This is a genomic window from Clostridium thermopalmarium DSM 5974, from assembly GCF_002995795.1.
Classification (GTDB): domain Bacteria; phylum Bacillota; class Clostridia; order Clostridiales; family Clostridiaceae; genus Clostridium_H; species Clostridium_H thermopalmarium.
On sequence record NZ_PVXN01000009.1, the window covers coordinates 63,405 to 88,885 of the forward strand.

Genomic DNA, 25,481 nt, shown 5'->3' on the forward strand with positions numbered 1-25,481 from the left:
CTAAATAATGATAAAAATATACAATTGTTGACTTTTTAATTGTATAGCATTAGAATAGATATGTTAAATGTAAAATTGGATACTAATTAGTATCCAATTTTTTTATAATTTATTAATAATATAAATTACAAATAATAGGAACATAGAAAGTTTGGAGGAAATATAATGAGTTTATTTACAAGAAATGACATAAGAAATATAGCCATTATTGCTCACGTTGACCATGGCAAAACTACATTAGTAGATGCTATGCTTAAGCAGAGTCACGTATTTCGAGATAATCAAAAAGTAGAGGAAAGGGTTATGGACTCTAACGATTTAGAGAAGGAAAGAGGTATAACAATACTATCTAAGAATACAGCTGTATATTATAATGGCGTTAAAATAAATATAGTAGATACTCCAGGACATGCTGATTTTGGAGGAGAGGTTGAACGCGTTCTAAAGATGGTAGATAGTGTTATTTTAGTTGTAGATGCATATGAGGGACCTATGCCACAGACTAAGTTCGTATTAAAAAAGGCATTAGAATTAGATTTAAAACCTATAGTTGTAATAAATAAAATAGATAAGCCAAATGCAAGACCTAATGAAGTCATTGATGAAGTTTTCGATTTATTTGTAGAACTAGGTGCTGATGATGAACAGCTGGATTTCCCTATAGTATATGTATCAGCAAAATCAGGATATGCAAAAAAAGAGCTTAATGATTCAAGTGACAATATGGAACCTTTATTTGATACAATAATCAAGAATGTAAAAGCACCAACAGGATATTTAAGTGAACCACTTCAACTTTTAGTTACGACCATTGATTATAATGAATATGTAGGAAGAATAGCTATAGGAAAGATTGAAAGGGGAACTATACAAAAAAATCAGCAAGTAACGGTAATTCAAAATAATGGGAATAAAAGAAATGTAAAAGTTTCTAATTTGTATGTGTATAATGGATTAAAAAGGGAAGAAGTAGAGGAGGCAAAACTTGGCGATATAGTTGCAGTATCAGGTATAACAGATATAAATATTGGAGAAACAATTGCTGATCCAGTTAATCCAGAGGCTTTACCATTTGTAAAAATTGATGAACCTACTTTAAGTATGTATTTTATGGTTAATGATTCACCATTTGCAGGTCAAGACGGAGAATATATAACATCAAGACATTTAAGAGACAGACTTTTTAAAGAATTAGAAACTAATATAAGTTTAAAAGTTGAAGAAACTGACTCACCTGATTCTTTTAAGGTAAGTGGTAGAGGAGAATTACATCTTTCAATTCTAATTGAAACTATGAGAAGAGAAGGTTATGAATTTCAAGTTTCAAAACCATCCGTAATATTTCATGAGGAAAATGGAAGAAAGCTTGAACCTATTGAATTTTTAACTATAGATGTGCCAGAAGAATTCATGGGTGTGGTTATGGAAAAGTTAGGACCAAGAAAAGCGGAAATGGTGAACATGACGTCTGCAGTTAATGGATATTCAAGGCTCGAATTCAGAATACCTGCAAGAGGACTTATCGGGTTTAGAAGCGAATTTATGACTGATACAAGAGGAAATGGTATAATGAACCATGTTTTTGATGGATATGAGCCTTTTAAAGGAGATATTCCTGAAAGAACAAGAGGATCATTAGTAGCTTTCGAAACAGGAGAAGCTGTTACGTATGGATTATTTAATGCCCAGGAAAGAGGAAGATTATTTATAACATCAGGCACTCCAGTTTATGCAGGAATGATAGTTGGGGAATGCTCAAGAGCAGAAGATATAGATGTAAATGTGTGTAAGAAAAAGCATTTAAGTAATACAAGAGCTTCAGGTTCAGATGATGCTTTAAAACTTGTCCCTGTAGTTCCAATGAGCTTAGAGCAGTGTATTGAATTTATTGCTTCTGATGAACTTGTTGAGATTACTCCTAAGAATATAAGAATGAGAAAAAGGATTTTAGATAGCGTAGAAAGAAAAAGAGCTTCAAGAAAATAGATAATAATTTTTATAGGGTGGCGAAATGAAGAAACTAAAGGGGATTTTTATAGTTTTAGTAGTTTTGACTTTATTTTCACTTGGATTCTATGCTGTAAAAAGTATTAGACATCCTTTTACTGCCACAACAGATAGTATATCTGTTGTTGTAAATGATGGTGATTCCTTATTTAATGTTATAGGAAATTTAAGAAGTCAAAAACTCATAAAAAATAGTTCTATAATTAAGCTGTATGTAAAGGGTAAAAAACTAGATACAAAGATAAAGCCTGGGGAATACGATGTGGATTCAGATATATCAATAGAGGAATTCGTAAAAATATTAAACAGTGGAAGTAAAGCTAAAAATATAGTTAAAATAACCATACCAGAAGGATACACAATAGAAGATATAGCTGAGGTACTAGAGAAAAATGGCATTATAACAAAGGAAAATTTTATAAAAAGCTGTAAGGAATATAAGTTGCCAAAATATATAAAATCTAATTCTAAAGTTTTATATGGATTAGAAGGATTTTTATTTCCAGATACTTATGAATTAAAAAGAGGAAGTTCTGGTAAAGATATAATTAATAAAATGTTAACTCGATTTGAGAATATTATTGAGGATATAAAAAATAAAAATCGAAAAGAAATCTCTAATATTTCTGAGGTTATAACTTTAGCTTCTATTATAGAAAAGGAAGCTAGAATTGATGAAGATAGAGCTAAAATAGCTTCTGTAATAAATAATAGGTTAAAAAAAGATATGAAATTAGAAGTAGACGCTACAGTATTGTATGCTATAGGAGAGCATAAAGAAAAATTATATTATAAGGATTTAAAAATAAATTCACCTTATAATACGTATAAAGTTAAAGGATTACCACCTGGACCTATTTGCAGCCCAGGAAGATTATCAATAGAAGCAGCTTTAAATCCAGATAATACTAACTATATATTTTATGTTTTAGAAGATAATAAAAAGCATTATTTTACAGATAATTATAACGATTTTTTAAAGGCTAAAAAACGATATAAAAGCACTATTAAATAGTTTATATTCTGAATCCCATATGATTTTGGAGGATGTTGAATGAGTGGAGTAACGCATGATTACATGACTAATTATATAAGAACACTGATTAAAGAAGAAGTTGGTATTTTAAAAGAATTAGAAGATTTTGCTGAAAAGGAGCATATACCTATTGTACAAAAGGAAGTAGGTAATTTTTTAAAATTCATGGTGAGCTTTCAGAAACCACAAAAAATTTTAGAGTTAGGAACGGCTATAGGATATTCAGCTATTCTAATGAGTATAGCATCAAATAATAAAAGCAAAATTACCACTATTGAAAGAGATAAGAAGATGATAGATATAGCTAAAAGTAATATAATTAAATACAATTTTCAAGATAAAATAAATATATTGGAAGGGGATTGTTTAGAAGTACTATCTAATCTAGATGACAAATATGACATGATTTTTATGGATGCAGGGAAAGGGCACTATAGTGAATTCTTTCCTCATTGTATGAGGTTATTAAATCCTAAAGGTATTATAATAGCTGATAATGTGTTGTTTAGAGGAATGGTAGCTAATGATGAATTGGTTGAAAGAAGAAAGATCACAATAGTTAAGAGAATGAGAAGTTATTTGGATATGATATCTAAAGATAAAAATTTAATAACATCAGTAATACCTATGGGAGATGGTATTGCGATTACCACAAGGAGGGAAACAGATGCGTAAACCAGAAATATTGGCTCCGGCTGGGAATTTAGAAAAATTAATTACTGCTATTAATTTTGGAGCAGATGCTGTTTATCTAGGAGGAAGTAGATTAAATCTAAGAGCCTTTTCTGATAACTTTAGTATAGACGAACTAAAGCAGGGATTAGATTATGCGCATAGTAGAAATAAAAAAGTATATGTAACCGTAAATATATTTGCTCATAATGAAGATTTAATTGGATTAGAAGATTATTTAAAGGAATTATACGAGATAGGAGTAGATGCTATAATAGTATCTGATCCAGGAATTATAATGACTGCTAGAGAAGTAGTACCTAATTTAGAATTGCATTTAAGCACACAAGCTAATAATGTAAATTACAAGTCTGCAGAATTTTGGCATAAAAATGGAGTTAAAAGAATAGTACTAGCTAGAGAGTTATCACTTGAAGAAATTAAAGAACTTAGAAAAAAATTACCAGATACTTGTGAATTAGAAGCCTTTGTTCATGGATCTATGTGCATGGCTTATTCTGGAAGATGCCTATTATCAAACTACATGACAGGTAGAGATTCTAATAGGGGAGAATGTGCTCAGCCTTGCAGGTATAAGTATAATATAGTAGAGGAAAAAAGGCCAGGAGAATTTTTTCCAATAGAAGAAGACGAGAGAGGAACTTATATATTTAATTCTAAAGATTTATGTATGATAGAGCATATACCTGAACTTTTAGATACAGGAATTGATTCTTTCAAAATAGAGGGAAGAATGAAAAGTGCCTTTTATGTAGCATCTGTAGTAAAAGCTTATAGAGAGGCAGTGGATGCATATTTTGAAAATCCTAAAGAATATAAATTTAATCCAAAATGGATGGAATATTTAAATAGGCCTAGTCATAGACAGTATTCTACAGGATTTTATTTTGGAGAAAAAGATAAACAAATCTATGATTCTTCAGCTTATATCAGAGAATATGATATTGTTGGTGTAGTTAAAAAATATGATATAGAAAATTCTATAGCAACTATAGAGCAAAAGAATAGAGTATTTAACGGAGATACTGTTGAAGTTTTAAGACCTGTAGGAGATAGTTTTGAGGTAACTCTAAATAATATGAAAGACAAAAATGGTAAAGATATAGATGCAGCCCGCACGGGACAAATGATTTTTACTGCTATTACAGATAAAGACTTAATGGAAAATGATATACTCATAAAAGCTAAGGAGAAATAAATATGAGAAGACCAATACTAATTGGAATCACTGGAGGAACAGGTTCTGGGAAAAGTACTGTAGCTAATGAAATTTATAAAAGTTTTAGCGAGGACTGTATTGCTATTATAGAACAAGACTCATATTATAAAGACCAAAGCCATTTAACATTTGAAGAAAGAACTAAAACTAATTATGATCATCCAAATGCTTTTGATACAGATCTTATGATAGAACATTTAAAAATGCTTCTTAATGATCAAGCGATATATAAACCGATTTATGATTTTAAAGAGCATAATAGGCGAAAAGAAACAGTAAAGGTTGAACCAAAGGATATAATAATCATAGAGGGGATTATGCTACTTCAAGATCCAAAATTAAGAGAATTGTTGGATATAAAGATTTATGTAGATACGGACGATGATGTAAGAATTATAAGAAGAATATTAAGAGATATTAGAGAAAGAGGCAGGACCATAGAGTCTGTAGTAGAACAATATTTAAATGTGGTAAAACCTATGCATACTCAGTTTATAGAGCCAACTAAGAAGTATGCAGATATTATAATACCAGAAGGTGGGCAAAATAAAGTAGCAATTGATATCATGGTATCAAAAATTAAACAAGTTCTTTTTGAAAATAAATAGCAGTTTTAGAATAAAGCACCTCTATCTAGGCTATAATTTAGCTAGAAGGGGTGTTTTTTAATGACTAGCAAAAATATAAAGAAAAGATGCTATATAGTTTTTATGACTTTTTTATATTTATTTTTAGTGCTAATTTCTAGGATAGTAAATTATCAGTATTTTAGTAGCAAAAATTTAGAAGCAATGGCTGAAAATCAGTATCAGTATAAGGAGAAAGCCTCTGAATTGAATTATTTATTGCTAGATTGTAAAGGAAGGGACTTATTAATATATAATATTGAATATTATGCCGTTATAGATCCGTATACTTATTTGATAAATAACAATTATGCAAAAAAAGATGAATTAGAAGCATTAAAAATTATTCTTAAGAATTACAATAGCAATTATAATATAGAAAAGGAATTAAAGGAGAATAAAAACCAAAAGATAAGATGGAGAATAGATGAAGACACATACTACAAACTTAAAAATATTAAAGGAGTCAATGGGTTTTATGTATATAAATATTCAGCTGTCAATAGGGATAATGGTTGGTGGAATATAGAGAATCTTATAACTAATACTAAGAAGAATGAAGATAATAAACTAAAAGAAAAGTCTAAAGATTCTATTGAAATGACAATAGCAGATAAGACCAAAAATAACGAATACACATATCAGGTTTTTAGTAAAGATGTAAATGGATATATAACTAATGAATTTTTTACCAAGCCTCTAAAAAATTTAAATGTTAGAACTACTTTAGATAAAAATCTTCAACTAAAGATAAAAGATATTATTAATTCCAAACCTTTTAATAAATATGAACAAATAGGAGTAATTTTGATGGAAGCAGATAGTGGAAAGATCAGAGCTATGGTACAGAAAGATGACAGTAAACCTAATATAAATTTAGGAGTCACTACTCAAAATGGTTTTTATGCAGGTTCCATATTTAAGGTCATTGTAGAAGAGGCTGGGATAGAAACTAATACTATATCTTTAAATCATGTATATAAGCACAAGAATTTCGGAGGAATCTTCGAAGAACATGAAGATAGAGAAGATAAAAATCCCAAACAAGCTTTTATAAAGTCTTCTAATAATATTTTTGTGCAAATAGGTAAAGATGTAGGTATAAAAAATATAGATAAACTTTCTAAGGAACATGGTTTTTATGAAAAAGTTTTAGGATTTGATTCTGAACAAAATGGAAATTTAGAACTAAATGTTAAAGATACTACAGATGATAGCGGAGATAGTTTTCAAGCATATATAGGTCAAAAAACTAGAATAACTCCTATAGAATCAATTAGTATACCTACTATTGTTGTTAATAATGGAGTTTATGTTAAACCACATATATTAGAAGGATATGTTGATAAAGATAACAATATTATAGAAAAAATTCCTGTGGAAAGAAGAAGAGTAATTAATGAAAGTACAGCAAATATAATGAAAAATCAAATGATTCAAGTTGTAAATAGTAAGGAGGGTACAGGAAAAGGAGCCTATATTGCCAATGTAGAATTAGGAGGGAAAACAGGGACATCAACAAGAATTGAAAAAAAAGATGAGACAAAAGAATATTATGATGGGTGGTTTGTTGGATTTTTTAAAGTAAATGAAAAATATTATTCTATGGTTGTATTTGTTCAGAATATAGGAAAGGATGTAAATGCTTCAGGATCAGCTGTACCTATATTTAAAAAAGTAGTTGAAGAAAATTATGATTATTTAAAGAAATTTTAGGTGTACATGCAAATTTTCATGTTTCAATCATATTATAGTAATAAGCACTGTTAGGAGGATATCCCTGTGTTTCTTATTAATTACTTACTTAATATGATTGATAACATGACTTTATTAACTGCATATGTAAGCAATGGGACTTCATTTCCTCAGCCTTTAGATGAAAAGGAAGAAAAGTACTATTTAACAAAACTTAAAGAAGGGGATCCATTAGCTAAAGGTATATTAGTGGAGAGAAATCTCAGACTGGTAGCTCATATTGTGAAAAAATATTCATATCCTCATAAGGATATTGATGATTTAATTTCTATAGGTACAGTTGGTCTTATTAAAGCAATTGATTCTTTTGATACATCTAAAGGAACTAGGCTTGCCACATATGCTGCAAGATGTATCGAAAATGAAATATTAATGCTGATTAGAAATACTAAAAAGATAAAAAGTGAAGTATATCTTCAAGATCCTATAGGGGTTGATAAAGAGGGAAATGAGATTTCACTTATGGACGTTTTAAGCAGTGAAGAAGATTCGGTAATTGAAGTTGTTGAAAATAGGATGCAAGTCAAGAAACTATATGATAAAATTAATAAATGCCTGACAGATAGAGAAAAAATAATTATTAAAATGAGATATGGTCTTACAGATGGAAAGCCTAGAACTCAAAGAGAAATAGCAGCACTTTTAGATATATCTAGATCTTATGTATCTAGAATAGAAAAAAGGGCTTTAAAGAAAATGTATAAAGAGTTTAATTCAAGTAATGGCAATCTAAAAAATAAATAACTATTATTCTGGCACTTTGGAGCCAGATTTTTTATGTTACAATTATAATAATATAACATATTTTTAGGTATAAAATTTTATTAAATAATTACGAAAAATAAATATATTTTTATATGTACAGTTTCTGATATAATAGAAAAATTGTATAAAAATGTTGTTATAAAGTTGTTATAAATTAGGAGGGAAACATAATTGATATCTTTAAATGAGCTTTTATTAAAAACAATAAAGGAGAATGCTTCAGATTTACATTTGACTGTAGGGGCTCCACCGATACTTAGAATAAATGGAGAATTAGTAAGGGTAGGAACTGAAAAATTATCAGCTAATGACACTAAGATATATGTAAAAGAAATTTTGGGGGAGCTTTTTGATAAATATGATAAAGAGGGAGATATTGATACTTCTTTATCACTGTCTGGAGTTGGGAGATTCAGAGTTAATGCGTATAAACAAAGAGGTAGTGATGCTGTTGCTATAAGAGCTGTATCTCTAAAGGTTCCAACATTGAGCGAATTAAAAATGCCAGCTATTATAAAAGAATTATCTGGTAAGCAAAGAGGTCTTGTATTAGTTACTGGGCCTACAGGAAGTGGGAAAAGTACTACTCTTGCAGCAATGATAAATGAAATAAACAACTCAAGATCAGCACATATTATAACATTAGAGGATCCAGTAGAATTTCTTCATAAACACAATAAATCTATAATTAATCAAAGAGAAGTAGGAAGAGATACAATGTCTTATAAGACAGCATTGAGAGCGGCTTTAAGAGAGGATCCAGATGTAATTCTGGTAGGAGAGATGAGAGATTTAGAAACTATTTCCATAGCCATAACTGCCGCTGAAACTGGTCATTTGGTGTTATCTACTCTACATACAATAGGAGCAGCAAAAACTATAGATAGAATAATAGATGTATTTCCTCCTCATCAGCAGCAGCAAATAAAAATTCAATTATCAGCTGTATTACAAGGAGTTATTTCCCAGCAATTAATACCTAGATGCGATGAAAGGAGCAGGGTAGCTGCACTTGAAATAATGATTTCTAATTCTGCTATACAAAATTTAATAAGAGAAGGAAAGACTCATCAAATTCAGTCGTCAATTCAAACTGGAAGCAAATATGGTATGAAAACTATGGACATGAGTATAACTGAATTATATAGAAATAAATTAATATCTTACGAGGATGCCTTGATTTACTCTGTGGATAAGGATATGGTAAAAAGAATGATAGGATTATAAAATAAAAATAATATAGTATAAAAAAAATATTTATGTTAAAATGGTATTGAATTATAGAAGGCGTTTTGGAATTAAATTGAATAATATGAATTTTATTGTTCATTTTACAGAAAGAGTTTAAAACAAAATTATTAAAATTAAAAGGGAAATAGTTTTTTGTGTTGAATATATACATAAAAGGGACTTCTATAAGGGAGGGAAATCCAAATGCACGAATATATAGTGGGACTTGATATTGGATCATCAAATGTATATGGTGCTGTTGGGAAGGTAGATAGTAGTGGAGAAATTCGTATAGTCGGAATTACTTCTGTAAAATGCAAAGGACTAAAAAAGTCAGTTGTAGTAGATATAGATAGTACCTCTCAGTCAATTAAAGAGTGTATTACAAACTTGGAGAGAATGGTAGATATAAGTATTTCTGATGTTTATGTAACTTTACCAGCAGGAATAAGTGAGCTAATCTGGAATAAGGGAATAGTAGCAGTATCATCTGATGATAAAGAAATAAAAGAAAATGACGTAATGAGGGTTATTGAAGCAGCCAAATTAATTCCAATATCATCTGATAAGGAGATTATTGGAGTGGTACCTCAGCAATACATAGTTGATGGATATGATAACATAATTGAGCCCATTGGAATGAGCGGTATGAGATTAGAAGTAGATGCTCAAGTAGTTACAGCGCAAAGTACTATAATAAATAATCTTAGGAAAAGTATTAATAAGGCAGGAATAGGTATTTTAGGAGAAGTGCTTCAACAACAAGCTATTGCCCAAGCTGTTTCCAAAAAAGAAGAATTGAATATGGGGATAGCATTTATTGATGTTGGAGCGCAAACAACCAATGTATCTGTTTATAAGAGGGGAAATCTTTGTTATACTGATATGATACCTCTCGGAGGAGATAATATTACAAATGATATATCAATATGCTTAAAGGTACCATTTTTGGAGGCAGAAAGGCTAAAAATAAAATATGGTGATCTCACTAGTAACAAAGAAAATAATGATGCACTAATTAAGGTCAATGCAGGATACGATAGTTCTATAGACATAGATTCTAATTTATTAAAAGATATAATAGAAGCTAGATCTGAAGAAATATTATATTATGCAAAGAAAAAATTAGAGGAGAGCAATTACTATAATGACATATCAGGAGTAGTCATTGTCGGAGGTGGATTAGCGCAGTTTAAAGGCATTAACGGATTTGCTTCTATGATTTTGGACAAGTCATTAAGAATTGGATCTCCTATGTATACTGGAGCTGCAAGCCCAGTATACACTACAGTAGTTGGTATTATAAAAGATGTAATAAGTACATTAAGGATAGACAAAAATGTTGAAGAGGTTGAAAAATACGTAATTAAAAAAACTAAAAATAATAATAGTAAAAAGAAAGAAAACGGAGACAATTTTTTATCAAAAATAAGAGAATTTTTTACAGAGTTTTTTTAACAGGGAGGTAAATATTGTGCTAGATTTTGATGTTGAAGTTCAACAATTTGCTCAAATAAAGGTAATAGGATGTGGTGGCGGTGGTAATAACGCTGTTAACAGAATGATAAAAGAGGGACTTAAAAATGTAGAGTTTATAGGTATAAATACTGATAAACAAGCACTTGCTGTCTCACAAGCTTCACTCAAGATTCAAATAGGAGATAAATTGACTAAGGGGTTAGGAGCAGGAGCTAATCCAGAGGTAGGAAGAAAGGCAGCAGAAGAAAGCAAAGATGAAATTGCTCAAGCTATTAAGGGAGCAGATATGGTATTTATAACGGCTGGTATGGGAGGAGGTACAGGAACTGGGGCAGCCCCTGTAGTTGCTGAAATTGCAAAGTCTATGGGAATACTAACAGTGGGAGTTGTAACTAAGCCTTTTCCTTTTGAAGGCAGAAAAAGAATGCTTCATGCAGAAATGGGAATTAAGGAATTAAAAGAAACGGTGGATACATTAGTTACCATTCCAAATGAAAGACTATTAAGCATGGTTGATAAAAAGACTTCTTTAGTGGAAGCTTTTAGATATGCAGACGATGTTTTGAAACAAGGTGTTCAAGGTATATCAGATTTAATAACAATTCCAGGTCTGGTTAATTTAGACTTTGCAGACGTAAGGACAATAATGATTGATAAGGGACTTGCTCATATGGGAGTAGGTAGAGCTTCAGGGGATAGCAGAGCTCAAGAAGCAGCAAAACAAGCAATATCCAGTCCTCTTTTGGAGACATCGATTATAGGAGCAACTGGTGTTTTATTAAATGTAACAGGAGGAGCAGATTTAGGATTATTAGAAATAAATGAAGCTGCTGAAATAGTTCAAGAAGCTGCAGATCCAGATGCTAATATTATTTTTGGTGCTGTAATCGATGAAGATTTAAAAGATGAGATAAGAATTACAGTTATTGCAACAGGATTTGAAGAGAAAGCTATGGAAGATACAAAAAGAGTAGCAGAACCTACTGTACAAAAGGATAATGCCTTTGCTAGATATGAAGATAGAGGAAGAACAGCGGAAAGAGAAAGAAGCAGGACATCTTTTGAAGAAGTTGCAGCTACAAAGGAATATGATCAAAATGATTTAGAAGTTCCAGCTTTTTTAAGAAGATATCATCATAGATAAATTTTAAAAGGTACTAATTAGTACCTTTTATTTTTTTTGCAGTAATTGTAAATAAATGGAGTACAAAACAAAAAGTTTAGTATACAAAATGACAAAATTTTGAAAATATTAGTTATATAATATTTCTTAAAGGGGGAAGAGAGTTGGTAATATATTTAGATGTGTTTGTTATTGAAAATTTTATAGTCAACTTTTTCTTGCTTTATATTACATCTCAAACGATTAAGATTAGGACAAAAGCAAGATATTTAGTCATATCATCTATGCTGGGAACTTTATATGCTGTAGTTGCACTATATACCAAATCTAAGTACTTATTTTATATACCGCTAAAGTGTATTACAGCTATAGCTATGATTTTAATACTATTTAGAAAAAAGAAAGTATTAGTTTTATTTAAAGCAGTGTTGATATTCATATTATATTCTATGCTGTTAGCTGGATTGTGTATTTTTATAGAAATAAATAATAGTATGAACACAAATATTATTATCAACAAATTTTCGTATAAGATTTTGCTTTCATCAATTATGTTGATTTATATTTTCATACATAGAATAGTAGTGTATGTGCAAGATAGAAGAGAAATAGCTAGTTTAATATATGAGGTAGATATTGTTACTAATAGTGATGTAAGAAAAGTAAGAGCTTTCTTAGATACAGGAAATGAACTGAGAGAACCTGTCACAAACTTACCTGTTATGATAGTAGAAAAAGAGGCTTTAAATGACTTGGAAATAAAATCAAAGGATAAATTTTATATACCATATAAAGTTATCAATGGGTTTAGCGGAATGTTAGAAGGATTTAAGCCAAAATACATTAATATACATAGTGATAATGGAATTGAACAAAAAGAAGTAATTGTAGCATTATGTAATAATATGATTAGTGAAGTAAGGGATTATAATGCATTATTGTCTAGAGGAATTCTTTAAGGAGGAGTGAGAGTTTTGATTAAATTAAAGGTATTTTTTAATAGAATACTTGCAAAGTTTAAGATGTTTTTTAAAACTGTATATTTTATAGGTGGAAATGATGCATTGCCACCTCCGCTTTCTAAGGAAGAGGAAGAAAATTTAGTGTCCCAGATTATGGCTGGTGATGATAGTGTCAGAACTGTGCTTATTGAAAGAAATTTAAGATTAGTGGTATATATAGCCAGAAAATTTGAAAATTCCGGAGTTCTTGTAGAAGATTTAATATCTGTTGGAACTATAGGGCTCATTAAAGCAGTTAATACATTTGATCCAGGAAAGAAGATTAAATTAGCTACATATGCATCCAGATGCATAGAAAATGAGATACTAATGTATTTAAGGAGAAACAATAAGGTTAAATCTGAGATATCTTTTTATGAGCCTTTAAATACAGATTGGGATGGTAACAAGTTGCTTTTATCAGATATTTTAGGTACTGATAATGATATTGTATACAATTTAATTGAAGATGAAGTGGATAAGCAGCTTCTATTTATAGCTATGAAAAAATTAAGCGATAGAGAAAAAGAAATTATAAAATTAAGATTTGGATTGACTGGAAAGGGAGAAAAAACTCAAAAACAAGTTGCAGATTTACTAGGAATATCACAGTCATATATTTCTAGATTAGAAAAGCGAATAATAAAAAGATTAAAAAAAGAAATTAGTAAAATGGTATAGGTTGTCCATAGTATAAAAAAATACTCCTAAGGAGATACTTTAAATGCGACTACTCTGAGGGAGCTGATATTTATGATGATAAACAAAGTGGAGATATGTGGGGTAAATACTGCAAAATTGCCAGTCTTAAAAGAAAAAGAAATGAAAGAACTATTATTAAAGATGAAGGATGGTGACAATGCTTCAAGAGAAAAATTTATAAGAGGAAACCTAAGGCTTGTTTTAAGTGTAATTCAGAGATTTAATAATAGAGGCGAAAATGTAGATGATTTATTTCAGGTAGGATGTATTGGGCTTATAAAAGCAATTGATAATTTTGATTTAAGCCAAAATGTTAAATTTTCTACTTATGCAGTTCCAATGATAATAGGAGAAATAAGAAGATATCTGAGGGATAATAATTCTATTAGAGTAAGCAGATCTTTAAGAGATATAGCATATAAGGCTCTTCAGGTAAGGGATAAATTAATAAATAGAGAAAATAAGGAGCCTACAGTGTCACAGATAGCTAATGAATTAAATATTCCAAGAGAAGAAGTTGTGTTTGCACTAGATGCAATACAAGATCCAGTATCATTATTTGAGCCTATATATCATGATGGTGGAGATGCACTATATGTAATGGATCAAATAAGTGACAGCAAAAGTGTTGATGATAGCTGGATTGAAAATATATCGATTAAAGAAGCAATGAAAAAATTAAATGATAGAGAAAAGTTAATATTGAATATGAGATTTTTTCAAGGAAGAACTCAAATGGAAGTAGCAGATGAAATAGGAATTTCTCAAGCTCAAGTTTCTAGACTGGAGAAAACCGCATTAAAACATATGAGAAAATACGTATAAGAGCCTGCAAGGGCTCTTAATTTTTAAGCATAAATATTTATTATAATATTTAGGAATGCTTGTACATATACTTTAAGTAAGAATATATAATAGAATAATAGGGAGATGGTTTTATGCCTTTATATTCCATAAATAGTTTGAAGCTTATGGAAGTTATAGATATTAACACAGGTTCAAAGTTGGGATACATAAAAGATTTGATAATAGACTGTGTGGATTATAAAATAATTTCCATAGTTATTCCTAGAGAAAAGAGTTCGTGGCTTTCTAAAAGTAAAGACCTAGAAATACCTTGGAATAGAATAGTCAAAATAGGGGTCGATGTATTGTTAGTAAATTTAGAAGAGGCTGTTTTAGGTGAGAAGTAGTAGTAATAATTGTAGAAAAATAGTATAATATATAATGTATACTATGCTAAGAAGGACGTGATAACTTGAAGTGTCCATTTTGTGGATTTGAAGAAAGTAAAGTAGTTGATTCTAGATCCACAGAGGATCATAAGGCAATTAGAAGAAGAAGAGAATGCCTAAAGTGCAGTAAAAGATATACTACATATGAGAAAATTGAGGACATCCCTGTATTAGTTATAAAACGAGACTCTAACAGGGAATATTTTGATAAGTCTAAAATAATAAATGGGTTATTAAAGGCTTGCCAAAAAAGGCCGGTTTCAAGAATGGAAATTGATGGTATTGCAGATGAAATTGAAAAGAGATTAAGTAATGATATGTTAACTGAAGTTAAATCTGAATTTATAGGAGAAATGGTTATGGAAAAATTGAGAAATATTGATGAAGTATCCTATGTTAGATTTGCCTCAGTATACAGACAGTTTAAAGATATTAATACTTTTATTGAAGAAATTAAAAATCTTATGTCAGATAAAAAATGTCCTAAAATTTAGGGCATTTTTAATTTATAATATGTTAATTGATGTTAATAAGATTAGAATGTAATTAAGTATTTTAAATTAGAAGATAATTAATGTTAAAATATAATAAAGAGGTGTGATTATGATAAATAAAATTATACATGGATATGAATTTTTAGAATTTAAAGACGAGAATTTTTATGGATATTTTTCAACAGGAAAAAATAATTTAAATTTTAATAAGAATACAGATGATGGCATAAAAAATTTAGAAAAACTAAAGGAATGGTTTAATCTAAAAAATATAGGCTATTTGAATCAAATTCATAGTGATATAGTTCATGTATATGATGGAAAAATTTGTGATGGTGATGCTATTATTACTGATAGAAAAAATATTGGTATAGGAGTATTTACTGCAGATTGTGTACCCGTATTAGTATATGACAAAAATAGAAAGGTTATTGCTGCTATACATAGCGGATGGAAAGGAACTAAAAAATGCATTGTTGGGAAAACTATAGATAAGATGATTTTAAAATATAATACTAAAGTTGAGGATTTGAGAGTGTATATAGGACCTCATAACATGGAATGCTGTTATGAAGTTAGCGAGGATTTAATTAGAGACTTTAAAAAACAGCAAATATATAGAGATACAAATATATCGCACGGAAGAAATTTAAGTTTACAGAAATGTATTATAAAGCAATTAATTAATAGAGGAGTAATATTACGTAATATTACAAAATTAGATATATGTACTTATTGTAATCAAGCTTATTCTTTATATTCTTATAGAAGAGATAAAGAATGTAACAAGCGAATGTTTTCATTTATATTTATGAAGTAAATTAAGGAGGCAGGTATATGGCGGAAGAAAAGATTATAATTGTAGACGATGAGGAGCATATACAAGAACTTATAAAATTTAATTTAGAAAGTAGTGGATATAAGGTTATTTGTGCAAGCGATGGAATTGAGGCACTTAAGCTTATAGAAAGTGAACTACCACAATTAGTACTACTTGATCTAATGCTTCCAGGAATAGATGGATATGAGATCTGCAAGGAAATGCGTAAGAATAGCCTTACTTCTCATATTCCTATTATAATGATAACTGCTAAAGGAGAAGAGGTTGATAAGATCCTAGGATTAGAGTTAGGAGCAGATGATTATATTACAAAACCATTTTCTATTAGGGAACTAATAGCTAGAACAAAAGCTGTTCTTCGAAGAAGTAAATCTCAAGGCATTATTGATAATATATATAAGTTCGGCAATATAACAATAAATTTCGAAAAACATGAAATAATAAAAAGCGGAAAAAAAATAGATTTGACTTTGAAGGAATTTGAACTTTTTGAAGTATTAATAAAAAATAAAGGAAGAGTTATGACTAGAGATTTTTTATTTGATAAGGTATGGGGATATGATTATGTAGCAGAAACAAGAAATGTAGATGTTCATATCAGACATTTACGAAAAAAAATTGAGGATGATGATAAAAATCCAAAGTTTATTGAAACTGTAAGAGGAATAGGATATAGATTTAATCCAGGTGAATAATATGAACATGAGAAATAAACTTACACTCTCTATTTTAAGTAATGTAATATTGAGTTTAATCTTAATAACTCCTCTTTATATAATTATGATAAATTATCAACAGGAGGAGATTATAAAAAGAAACTTAAAGTGTAACAATGAACTAATCATTAAAATGATAGAATCAAAAAGCATTCTAGATATTGATAAATATTTTAATAGCTTTAGCAAATCTAGTATTAGAGTAACACTAATTGATAAAAATGGGGTAGTATTAAAAGATTCTGAGGGTTTATATGAGAATATGGATAATCATGACTTAAGTAAAGAGATACTAGATGCAAGAAAACAAGGATATGGGTATAGCATTAGATATAGTAAGTCTTTACAAAAGACTATGCTGTACTATGCAACATCTTTTAATAATGGATATATAATATGTAGTTCTACACCTATGGAAGTGGTTATAGGACTCCAAGGAACACATTTAAAATATTATTTAGTTATACTAGGGATAGTGTTTTTTGTTTCTGTACTCTTTTCATCTAAATTATCTTACGTTATTGTAAAACCTTTAAAAGAATTAGAATTTATAACATTTAGAATTGCAAAGGGTGAATATGATAGAAGAGTTAATATAGTATCTCAAGATGAGATAGGACAGTTAGCCAAAACCTTTAATCATATGGCAGATCAGTTACAATATACATTAAAAGATTCTTTAGAAAAACAGAATAAATTAGAATCTATACTAAAAAGTATGGATAGCGGAGTTATAGCTGTAGATAAAGAATATAAAGTAATTATCATAAATCCATATGCTCAAAAGATATTTGGAATAAAAGAAGATATTATAGGAAAAAGTTTAATGGATTTTGTAAATGACTATGAATTAGAAGAAATATTTAAAAATAGTGAAGATAATAAAGAAATACAAATATCGCGGCCAGAGAAAAAAAACTTAAAGGTAAAAACTGCTGATATAATAAGTAATAAAAGGCGTATAGGAACAGTTGCTGTAGTTCAGGATATTACAGATATTAAAAGATTAGAGAATATGAGAAGTCAATTTGTGGCTAATGTATCTCACGAATTAAAAACTCCTTTAACTTCTATAAAAGGCTTTGCAGAAACATTAAAATATGTAGAAGATAAGAATACAAGAGAAAAATTTTTATCTATAATTAATGATGAAACAGATCGGTTAACAAGATTAATAAGTGATATTTTAATTTTATCAGATCTTGAACAGCATAAAGAATTTAAGGTAAAAGAAGATATTGATGTCACTGAGGCTATAATTGATGTATATAATCTTATGAAAAACACAGCAGATAAAAAGGGTGTAAAATTGCAAACTGAATGCAATAAAGATGTAACAATAACAGGTGATAAAGATAAGTTTAAGCAAATGTTAATAAATCTTATAGATAATGCAATAAAGTACTCTGAAAATGGTGACTTTGTATTAATTAAATGCGAGAGTGAAGAAAATGTATGTGTCATTACTATAGAAGATACTGGGGTAGGGATTCCTGAAGAACATATTCCTAGATTATTTGAAAGGTTCTATAGAGTAGACAAGGCAAGATCGAGAGCGAGAGGTGGAACTGGTTTAGGTCTTGCTATTGTAAAACATATAATTTTAAGCTTTAAGGGTGAAATATTTGTAGAAAGTGAAATTGGAAAAGGGACAAAATTTATAGTTAAAATACCTTTAAAATAGACATCATATGCTGTCAGGTTACTCAAAAATTCCATGTTATTTACATGGGATTTTTTAATAATCTGACAGTTATTCTGCTTTTTTATTTGTATTGTAATATGATGCTTTAATTAAGCTTGTCAAATCTTGACGTAGTAATTATATTAATGATAAGATATTTTAATGAAATAGCAAATGGTAAAAAATATATGGAGGGAAAAATGTTAAATGAAATTTCAAATGTGGTAAGTGGAAGCATTGCTGAAGAAGTAGGAATAGAGGCAGGCGATAAGCTATTAAGCATTAATAATAATAAGATCAAAGATATTATAGATTATAAATATTTAATAGTAGATGAATACGTGGTTTTAGAAGTAGAAAAGAGAAAAGATGGAGAAATTTGGGAAATACAAATAGAAAAAGATTATGGAGAAGATATAGGCATAGAATTTAAAGACCCTATGATGGATAGGCCAAGAAGTTGTCATAATAAGTGTGTATTTTGTTTTATAGACCAACTTCCAAAGGGTATGAGAGATACGCTTTATTTTAAAGATGATGATTCTAGATTATCCTTTTTACAAGGAAATTTTATAACAATGACTAATATGAGTGATGAAGATATAAATAGGATTATAAAGTATAGAATTAGTCCAGTAAATGTATCTGTTCATACTACAAACCCTGAATTAAGGCGAAAAATGATGAATAATAAATTTGCCGGGAATATATATGAAAGGCTTAAGAAATTAGCTAATGCCAAGATAAAAATGAATAGTCAAATAGTTCTTTGTCCAGAATATAATGATGGTGAAGAACTTAAAAGAACCATAGAAGATTTATATAAATTATATCCTTATATAAACAATGTAGCAGTGGTACCTGTTGGAGTAACAAAATTCAGAAAGCAAAATAATTTAGTAGAACTAAAATTATTTGACAAAGAAAGTGCAGCTGAACAGATAGCTATGATTGGAAAACTTCAAGAAAAGTATATAAAAGAAGTTGGAGAACCCTTTGTAAGATTATCTGATGAATTCTATGTATTGGCTGAGGCAGAAATTCCAAGTGATGAGTTCTACAGCGGATTTGAACAACTAGAAGATGGGGTAGGTATGATAAGATATTTTAGAGACAATATAGATAGAAGTTTAAAAGACTTGAAAAAAAATATTAAGGGTAAGTATACACTAATAACAGGCACTCTTGCTTATAATGAAATTTTAACTGCTGCAAAAAAGATAATGAGTGTCAATGAAAATATAGCTATAAATGTAAAAAAGATAGTAAATGATTTCTTCGGAGATACTATAACTGTAGCAGGTCTTTTAACTGGAAAAGACATACTAGAGCAGTTATCTAAAGAGGAAATTCATGAATATGTTATAATGCCAAGCAATATGTTTAGAAAAGGGTATGAACTAGGTGATAATAAAGAACTTGTTATGCTTGATGATATAACAGTAGAGCATTTAGAAACTGAACTGAATTCAAAAATTTTAGTTTGCGATTACTCAGGAGAAGATTTGATAGATATAATAAATAAAAACAGTATGGAGGAATAAATAATGGCTAAACCGATAGTTGCTATAGTTGGTAGACCTAATGTAGGAAAATCGACTTTATTTAATAAACTAGCAGGAAAGAGAATTGCGATAGTAGAAGATACACCTGGAGTTACAAGAGATAGAATATATGCGGATGCAGAGTGGTTAGATAAGAACTTTACCATAATTGATACAGGTGGAATAGAGCCAGAAAGCGAAGATGTTATTATTTCTCAAATGAGAAGGCAAGCACAGATAGCAATAGAAATGGCTGATGTTGTAATCTTTGTTGTAGATGGAAAGCAAGGTTTAACTGATAGTGATAATGAAGTAGCTCAGATGTTGAGAAAAGCACAAAAAGCTGTAATTTTAGCAGTAAACAAGATAGATAGAAAACAACTAGAAGAGAATGTTTATGAATTTTATAATTTAGGTTTAGGAGATCCTATAGCTATTTCGGCATCACAGGCCTTAGGACTTGGAGATTTATTAGATGAGGTTGTTGCAAAATTTCCTAAATATGATGAAAATGAAGAAAATAATGAATACATAAGAATAGCTATAGTTGGTAGGCCTAATGCAGGTAAATCTTCACTTATAAATAGATTATTAGGAGAAGAAAAACATATAGTCAGTGACATTCCAGGAACTACTAGAGACGCTGTAGATAGCTATTTAGAAAGTGAAGAAGGTAAATTTATTTTAGTAGATACTGCAGGTCTTAGAAAAAAAAGTAAGATTAAAGAACAAATTGAAAGATATAGTGCTGTAAGAACCTTAGCAGCTATTGAAAATTCAGATGTATGTATACTAATGATTGATGCAAAACAAGGTATAGCAGAACAGGATGAAAAAATAATAGGATATGCACATGAATTAAATAAAGCTATAATGATAATTGTAAATAAGTGGGATTTGATAGAAAAAGACGATAAAACTATGAATAGATTTAAGAATGACTTAAGAGAAAAATTAGGATTTTTACCTTATGCACAATATTTATTTATATCTGCTAAAACTGGTCAGAGAGTAAATAAAGTTTTAAGTATGGCAAAAGAGTGCTATAATAACTATTCAAAGCGTATTAAAACAGGAATATTAAATGATGTAATAAGTAAAGCTGTCATGATGAAAGAACCTCCTGTTGTAGGAACAAATAGATTAAAGATTTACTATGTAACTCAAGTCGGAATAAAACCGCCTACATTTGTATTTTTTGTAAATAATCCAGCATTGCTACATTTTTCATATGAAAGATATTTAGAAAATCAGTTAAGACAAAGTTTTGATTTCACAGGTACTGGCATTAAATTAGAGTTTAGAGAAAGGAAAGAATAACATGAGTGATATAGCTTTTATAGGAGGAGGAAGCTTTGGAACAGCTTTAAGCGTAATGCTATCAAAGCACGGATATAAAGTTAATATCTGGGATAGGAATCCGAACGTTGTTAATGATATAAACGTAAAGAGGGAAAATATAAAGTACCTTGCTAACGTAACTATACCAGTAAATGTAACAGCTTTTGCAGAATTAAGAAAAGCTGTGGAGGGGAATAAGGTTATAGTGCTATCTGTACCATCCCATGCTATACGAGAAGTAAGTAAGAATATAAAAGACTATATTGATAAAGACGCAATAATAGTAAATATAGCAAAGGGAATAGAAGAAAATTCTCTAAAAAGACTTTCAGAGGTTATAGAAGATGAGCTTCCTAATAATCCTGTAGTAGTTCTATCAGGACCAAGCCATGCAGAAGAGGTGGCTTTAGATATACCTACAACAGTTGTAGTAGCATCTAAAAATATAGAATATGCAAAAAAAGTTCAGGATATGTTCATGACCAATAAATTCAGAGTATACACTAACGATGATATTGTAGGAGTAGAAATAGGAGGAGCTGTAAAAAATATAATAGCACTTGCTGCGGGAGTTTCTGATGGAGCAGGATATGGAGATAACACAAAAGCAGCATTAATGACAAGAGGTATGAGTGAAATTGTAAGGATAGGCACTAAGTTAGGAGCTAAAAAAGAAACCTTTTTTGGATTGTCTGGTATAGGAGATTTGATTGTAACATGCACTAGTATGCATAGCAGAAATAGAAGAGCCGGAATTCTAATAGGCAAGGGCATCAAGGTTGAGGATGCTTGTAAGGAAATAGGTATGGTAGTTGAAGGAGTTAAATCTTGTAGTGCATTTTATAAGCTTAAGGAACAGCTAAATGTTTCAATGCCTATTACAGACGCTTTGTATAAGGTTCTTTTTGAAAACAAAGATCCTAAGTATGGAGTATATGAATTAATGTCCAGAGATAAGAAGGATGAAGTTTATTAAGTTTTATTATAAAAACCATAATTTCAAAAATCAATTCATAAAAAATGAATTGATTTTTGTTTTTTTTGTAATATTTTCTGTGTGTAATAATATATATGTACTGTTAAAGTTTAAGTAAGTAGTGGGAGGGTAAGGTTTTGGAAAATTTTAATATATACAAAGATATTGCAGATAGAACACAAGGAGACATATATGTTGGTGTAGTAGGGCCTGTAAGAACTGGAAAATCTACATTTATAAAAAGATTTATGGAACTTATGGTGATCCCGAATATAGAAAATGCTTATAAAAAGCAGAGAGCTCAGGATGAACTTCCTCAAAGTGCATCAGGGAAGTCAATCCATACTACTGAACCTAAGTTTGTCCCTAATGAGGCTATAGAAATTGATTTAAATGGAGGAACTAAGTTTAAAGTACGAATGGTAGATTGCGTAGGATATATCGTTAAGTCTGCCTTAGGATATAATGAGGGAGACCAGCCTAAAATGGTTACTACACCATGGTATGACTATGAGATTCCTTTTGAAGAAGCGGCTGAAATTGGGACAAAAAAGGTTATTAATGAACATTCTACTATAGGGCTTTTAGTAACTACTGATGGTAGCATAACCGGTATAGATAGATCTGATTATGTTGAGGCAGAAGAAAGAGTAGTAAATGAATTAAAAGCCATTAATAAACCATTTATAATGATTTTAAATTCAAGAAATGTTAATAATGAAGAAACTTTACAATTAGGAAAAGAATTGCAAGAAAAGTATGATGTTCCAGTACAGGTAATGGATGTAGCTAACATGAAAGAAAGTGATATAACGAATGTGTTTGAGAGAATATTAAAGGAATTCCCTATAAAAGAAATAAACATAGATATGCCTGAATGGATAGAAAAGCTGGAAATAACTCATTGGCTTAAAGATAATTTTATATCTTTAGTAAAAAATATGTGTAAAAATATTTACAAAGTTAGGGATATTAAAAAATTTATAGAAGAATTCAAGGATATGGATTTTCTTGAAAATTCTAAATTAAATGAAATAAATATGGGAGAAGGAACTGCTAGAATAGAATTACATCCGAAGCAAGAATTATTCTACAAGGTATTAAGTGAAGTTTGTGAAAGAAGTATTAGTGGAGAAAATGAACTTTTAAGTATAATGAAAGAATTAAGTGAAGCTAAAACAGAATATGATAAGATAGCAGATGCTTTAAGAGATGTTAAGGAAAGAGGATATGGTTTAGTATCTCCACAACTAAGCGAAATGAGACTTGAAGAACCTGAAATTGTAAGACAAGGTACTAGGTATGGAGTAAAACTTAAGGCGAGTGCTCCATCTCTTCACTTGATTAGAGCTGATATACAAGCGGAAATATCTCCAATAATGGGGACAGAAAGAGAAAGCGAGGAATTAGTTAAATCACTTCTTGAACAATTTGAAAGTGACCCTTCAAAAATCTGGGAGAGCAATATGTTTGGGAAGTCTTTGGAAGTATTAGTTAAAGATGGATTGCAAAATAAACTATATAAAATGCCTGAAGATGTTCAGATTAAAATACGAAAAACTCTAGAAAAGATAATCAATGAAGGCAATGGTGGTTTGATTTGTATTATTTTATAACAATTATAAGTGCCGATATATAGTATTATGCTATATATCGGCTATTTTTATGAAAATTAGCATATATATTTATTCGCTTGGTAATATTTATCTCTTTATGTAAATAAGAAAATTGATGAATTTAATAATTTGCTATATACAAAACTATATTTCAGAAATATAAATTTTAATTAAGGAAAGGGTGTATTTATGCCTAAGGTTGCAGTTATTTTTAATGGAGGAACTATAACTATGAAAATGGATCCAAGGATACATGCAGCAGTTCCTAAATTGAGTGGAGAAGAGATTATGGCTATGGTAACAGGAATTGAAAGATATGCTGAGATAGAATGCTTCACGTTTTCAAATTTACCTGGTCCACATATAACACCAGAAAAGATGATGGAGCTTTCTAAATATGTTCAGAAAGTTTTAAAAAGAGATGATATAGATGGAGTGGTAATTACTCATGGAACTGATACTCTTGAAGAAACAGCTTATCTTTTGGATTTAACAATAAAAAATGAAAAACCTATAGTAGTTACAGGAGCTATGAGAAATAGTTCAGAGCTAGGATATGATGGACCTGCAAATTTATCTGCTTCCATTTGCACTGCTATATCAAAAAGTGCTAGAGGAAGAGGAGTACTGGTTTGTTTGAATAATGAACTTAACTGTGCTAGTGAGGTTACAAAAACTCATTCTATGAAACTTAACACTTTTCAAAGTTTTGAATTTGGTCCTATTGGAATTGTAGATAATAATGAAGTTTTATTTTATAGAAATGTATTGGACAAAACACATATTTTTACAGACAAAATTGAAACTAAAGTTGATCTAATAAAATGTGCTGCAGGTATGGATTCTAAGATTATAGATTTTCTTGTTGAAACCGGTTCTAAGGGAATAGTAATTGAAGCTCTTGGGAGAGGAAATGTTCCTCCTAAAATGATATCGGGAATAAAAAATGCTATAGAAAAGGAAGTTATTGTTGTAATTGTGTCAAGATGCTTTAGAGGAAGAGTTTTAGACACTTATGGATATGAAGGTGGAGGAAAAATGTTAAAAGATATGGGGGCAGTATTCGGAGATTCTCTACCTGGACAAAAAGCAAGAATAAAGTTAATGCTTGCTTTAGGAAAGACTAGTGATAAGCTAGAGATTAAAAGAATATTTGAAGGGTATAATTATAAAAATACGAATTATAATAAAAAATTATACAAATAACATTCGATACGTATTGACTTATATTTCGAAATATGATAATATCATTTTGAAAACAAAATATTAAATATCTACTTACTCATATAAGCTTAGAGATATGGTCTAGGCGTTTCTACCAAATACCGTAAATATTTGACTATGAGTAGTCCTGAGTGCACATATAAATAATAAGTCACTTAAGATTACTCATATCTA

General features: G+C 29.7%; 23 protein-coding genes and 1 riboswitch. All 23 genes read left to right on the forward strand.

The window, feature by feature from the left end; all coding sequences use genetic code 11:
* Positions 1–165: 165 nt before the first annotated feature.
* The gene (gene typA / locus CPAL_RS02085) at positions 166–1,986 is read left to right on the forward strand and encodes a translational GTPase TypA (RefSeq protein WP_061857533.1); all 1,821 of its coding nucleotides are present in this window, start codon (positions 166–168) and stop codon (positions 1,984–1,986) included.
* A 25-nt stretch (positions 1,987–2,011) separates the two neighbouring features.
* Positions 2,012–3,022: an endolytic transglycosylase MltG gene (gene mltG / locus CPAL_RS02090; RefSeq protein WP_106024010.1), complete on the forward strand. Its 1,011-nt coding sequence runs from the start codon at positions 2,012–2,014 to the stop codon at positions 3,020–3,022.
* Between the two features lie 39 nt (positions 3,023–3,061).
* Positions 3,062–3,718 carry an O-methyltransferase gene (locus tag CPAL_RS02095; RefSeq protein WP_061857531.1) on the forward strand — a complete coding sequence of 219 codons (657 nt, stop codon included), beginning with the start codon at positions 3,062–3,064 and terminating at the stop codon, positions 3,716–3,718.
* Positions 3,711–4,934 carry a peptidase U32 family protein gene (locus tag CPAL_RS02100; RefSeq protein ID WP_061857530.1) on the forward strand — a complete coding sequence of 408 codons (1,224 nt, stop codon included), beginning with the start codon at positions 3,711–3,713 and terminating at the stop codon, positions 4,932–4,934. The genes CPAL_RS02095 and CPAL_RS02100 overlap by 8 nt, the downstream gene beginning before the upstream one ends.
* Before the next feature lie 2 nt (positions 4,935–4,936).
* Positions 4,937–5,563 carry a uridine kinase gene (gene udk / locus CPAL_RS02105; protein ID WP_061857529.1) on the forward strand — a complete coding sequence of 209 codons (627 nt, stop codon included), beginning with the start codon at positions 4,937–4,939 and terminating at the stop codon, positions 5,561–5,563.
* Positions 5,564–5,623: 60 nt separating this feature from the next.
* A complete protein-coding gene (locus tag CPAL_RS02110) occupies positions 5,624–7,297 on the forward strand; it encodes a penicillin-binding transpeptidase domain-containing protein (protein ID WP_106024011.1) in 1,674 nt (557 codons plus the stop codon).
* Between the two features lie 66 nt (positions 7,298–7,363).
* Entirely contained in the window at positions 7,364–8,080 is a 717-nt protein-coding gene (gene sigK, locus CPAL_RS02115; RefSeq protein WP_061857527.1) for an RNA polymerase sporulation sigma factor SigK, read from the forward strand.
* A 192-nt stretch (positions 8,081–8,272) separates the two neighbouring features.
* Entirely contained in the window at positions 8,273–9,328 is a 1,056-nt protein-coding gene (locus CPAL_RS02120) for a type IV pilus twitching motility protein PilT (RefSeq protein ID WP_061857526.1), read from the forward strand.
* Positions 9,329–9,535: 207 nt separating this feature from the next.
* Complete coding sequence (gene ftsA / locus CPAL_RS02125; RefSeq protein WP_061857525.1) at positions 9,536–10,789, forward strand: cell division protein FtsA; 1,254 nt, start codon at positions 9,536–9,538, stop codon at positions 10,787–10,789.
* Positions 10,790–10,805: 16 nt separating this feature from the next.
* Positions 10,806–11,954 carry a cell division protein FtsZ gene (gene ftsZ, locus CPAL_RS02130; RefSeq protein ID WP_061857524.1) on the forward strand — a complete coding sequence of 383 codons (1,149 nt, stop codon included), beginning with the start codon at positions 10,806–10,808 and terminating at the stop codon, positions 11,952–11,954.
* A 143-nt stretch (positions 11,955–12,097) separates the two neighbouring features.
* Complete coding sequence (spoIIGA, locus tag CPAL_RS02135) at positions 12,098–12,892, forward strand: sigma-E processing peptidase SpoIIGA (RefSeq protein ID WP_061857523.1); 795 nt, start codon at positions 12,098–12,100, stop codon at positions 12,890–12,892.
* Positions 12,893–12,907: 15 nt separating this feature from the next.
* Entirely contained in the window at positions 12,908–13,615 is a 708-nt protein-coding gene (sigE, locus tag CPAL_RS02140; RefSeq protein WP_061857522.1) for an RNA polymerase sporulation sigma factor SigE, read from the forward strand.
* Between the two features lie 72 nt (positions 13,616–13,687).
* Complete coding sequence (gene sigG, locus CPAL_RS02145) at positions 13,688–14,461, forward strand: RNA polymerase sporulation sigma factor SigG (RefSeq protein ID WP_061857521.1); 774 nt, start codon at positions 13,688–13,690, stop codon at positions 14,459–14,461.
* Positions 14,462–14,574: 113 nt separating this feature from the next.
* Complete coding sequence (locus tag CPAL_RS02150) at positions 14,575–14,829, forward strand: YlmC/YmxH family sporulation protein (protein WP_061857520.1); 255 nt, start codon at positions 14,575–14,577, stop codon at positions 14,827–14,829.
* A 65-nt stretch (positions 14,830–14,894) separates the two neighbouring features.
* Complete coding sequence (gene nrdR / locus CPAL_RS02155) at positions 14,895–15,365, forward strand: transcriptional regulator NrdR (protein ID WP_061857519.1); 471 nt, start codon at positions 14,895–14,897, stop codon at positions 15,363–15,365.
* 109 nt (positions 15,366–15,474) lie between these two features.
* A complete protein-coding gene (gene pgeF, locus CPAL_RS02160; protein WP_061857518.1) occupies positions 15,475–16,185 on the forward strand; it encodes a peptidoglycan editing factor PgeF in 711 nt (236 codons plus the stop codon).
* A 17-nt stretch (positions 16,186–16,202) separates the two neighbouring features.
* Entirely contained in the window at positions 16,203–16,901 is a 699-nt protein-coding gene (locus CPAL_RS02165; RefSeq protein WP_061857517.1) for a response regulator transcription factor, read from the forward strand.
* A gap of 7 nt (positions 16,902–16,908) precedes the next feature.
* Entirely contained in the window at positions 16,909–18,606 is a 1,698-nt protein-coding gene (gene pnpS, locus CPAL_RS02170; protein WP_106024019.1) for a two-component system histidine kinase PnpS, read from the forward strand.
* A gap of 200 nt (positions 18,607–18,806) precedes the next feature.
* Entirely contained in the window at positions 18,807–20,150 is a 1,344-nt protein-coding gene (locus tag CPAL_RS02175) for a DUF512 domain-containing protein (RefSeq protein ID WP_061857516.1), read from the forward strand.
* A 3-nt stretch (positions 20,151–20,153) separates the two neighbouring features.
* A complete protein-coding gene (gene der, locus CPAL_RS02180; protein WP_061857515.1) occupies positions 20,154–21,470 on the forward strand; it encodes a ribosome biogenesis GTPase Der in 1,317 nt (438 codons plus the stop codon).
* Position 21,471: 1 nt separating this feature from the next.
* The gene (locus tag CPAL_RS02185) at positions 21,472–22,467 is read left to right on the forward strand and encodes an NAD(P)H-dependent glycerol-3-phosphate dehydrogenase (RefSeq protein ID WP_061857514.1); all 996 of its coding nucleotides are present in this window, start codon (positions 21,472–21,474) and stop codon (positions 22,465–22,467) included.
* A 137-nt stretch (positions 22,468–22,604) separates the two neighbouring features.
* Positions 22,605–24,083, forward strand: a complete 1,479-nt coding sequence (gene spoIVA / locus CPAL_RS02190) for a stage IV sporulation protein A (protein ID WP_061857513.1) — start codon at positions 22,605–22,607, stop codon at positions 24,081–24,083.
* Between the two features lie 189 nt (positions 24,084–24,272).
* Complete coding sequence (locus tag CPAL_RS02195; protein ID WP_106024012.1) at positions 24,273–25,289, forward strand: asparaginase; 1,017 nt, start codon at positions 24,273–24,275, stop codon at positions 25,287–25,289.
* A 56-nt stretch (positions 25,290–25,345) separates the two neighbouring features.
* Positions 25,346–25,445, forward strand: a riboswitch (purine riboswitch).
* The last annotated feature ends 36 nt before the right edge of the window (positions 25,446–25,481 follow it).

Bases quoted from the DNA above. Each gene is read 5' to 3' on its own strand.
- pnpS (WP_106024019.1), top strand. From the start codon at position 16,909: ATGAGAAATAAACTTACACTCTCTATTTTAAGTAATGTAATATTGAGT.
- der (WP_061857515.1), top strand. From the start codon at position 20,154: ATGGCTAAACCGATAGTTGCTATAGTTGGTAGACCTAATGTAGGAAAA.
- typA (WP_061857533.1), top strand. From the start codon at position 166: ATGAGTTTATTTACAAGAAATGACATAAGAAATATAGCCATTATTGCT.
- CPAL_RS02165 (WP_061857517.1), top strand. From the start codon at position 16,203: ATGGCGGAAGAAAAGATTATAATTGTAGACGATGAGGAGCATATACAA.
- CPAL_RS02095 (WP_061857531.1), top strand. From the start codon at position 3,062: ATGAGTGGAGTAACGCATGATTACATGACTAATTATATAAGAACACTG.
- udk (WP_061857529.1), top strand. From the start codon at position 4,937: ATGAGAAGACCAATACTAATTGGAATCACTGGAGGAACAGGTTCTGGG.
- CPAL_RS02110 (WP_106024011.1), top strand. From the start codon at position 5,624: ATGACTAGCAAAAATATAAAGAAAAGATGCTATATAGTTTTTATGACT.
- CPAL_RS02195 (WP_106024012.1), top strand. From the start codon at position 24,273: ATGCCTAAGGTTGCAGTTATTTTTAATGGAGGAACTATAACTATGAAA.
- CPAL_RS02100 (WP_061857530.1), top strand. From the start codon at position 3,711: ATGCGTAAACCAGAAATATTGGCTCCGGCTGGGAATTTAGAAAAATTA.
- CPAL_RS02175 (WP_061857516.1), top strand. From the start codon at position 18,807: ATGTTAAATGAAATTTCAAATGTGGTAAGTGGAAGCATTGCTGAAGAA.
- ftsA (WP_061857525.1), top strand. From the start codon at position 9,536: ATGCACGAATATATAGTGGGACTTGATATTGGATCATCAAATGTATAT.
- CPAL_RS02185 (WP_061857514.1), top strand. From the start codon at position 21,472: ATGAGTGATATAGCTTTTATAGGAGGAGGAAGCTTTGGAACAGCTTTA.
- pgeF (WP_061857518.1), top strand. From the start codon at position 15,475: ATGATAAATAAAATTATACATGGATATGAATTTTTAGAATTTAAAGAC.
- mltG (WP_106024010.1), top strand. From the start codon at position 2,012: ATGAAGAAACTAAAGGGGATTTTTATAGTTTTAGTAGTTTTGACTTTA.
- CPAL_RS02150 (WP_061857520.1), top strand. From the start codon at position 14,575: ATGCCTTTATATTCCATAAATAGTTTGAAGCTTATGGAAGTTATAGAT.
- sigG (WP_061857521.1), top strand. From the start codon at position 13,688: ATGATGATAAACAAAGTGGAGATATGTGGGGTAAATACTGCAAAATTG.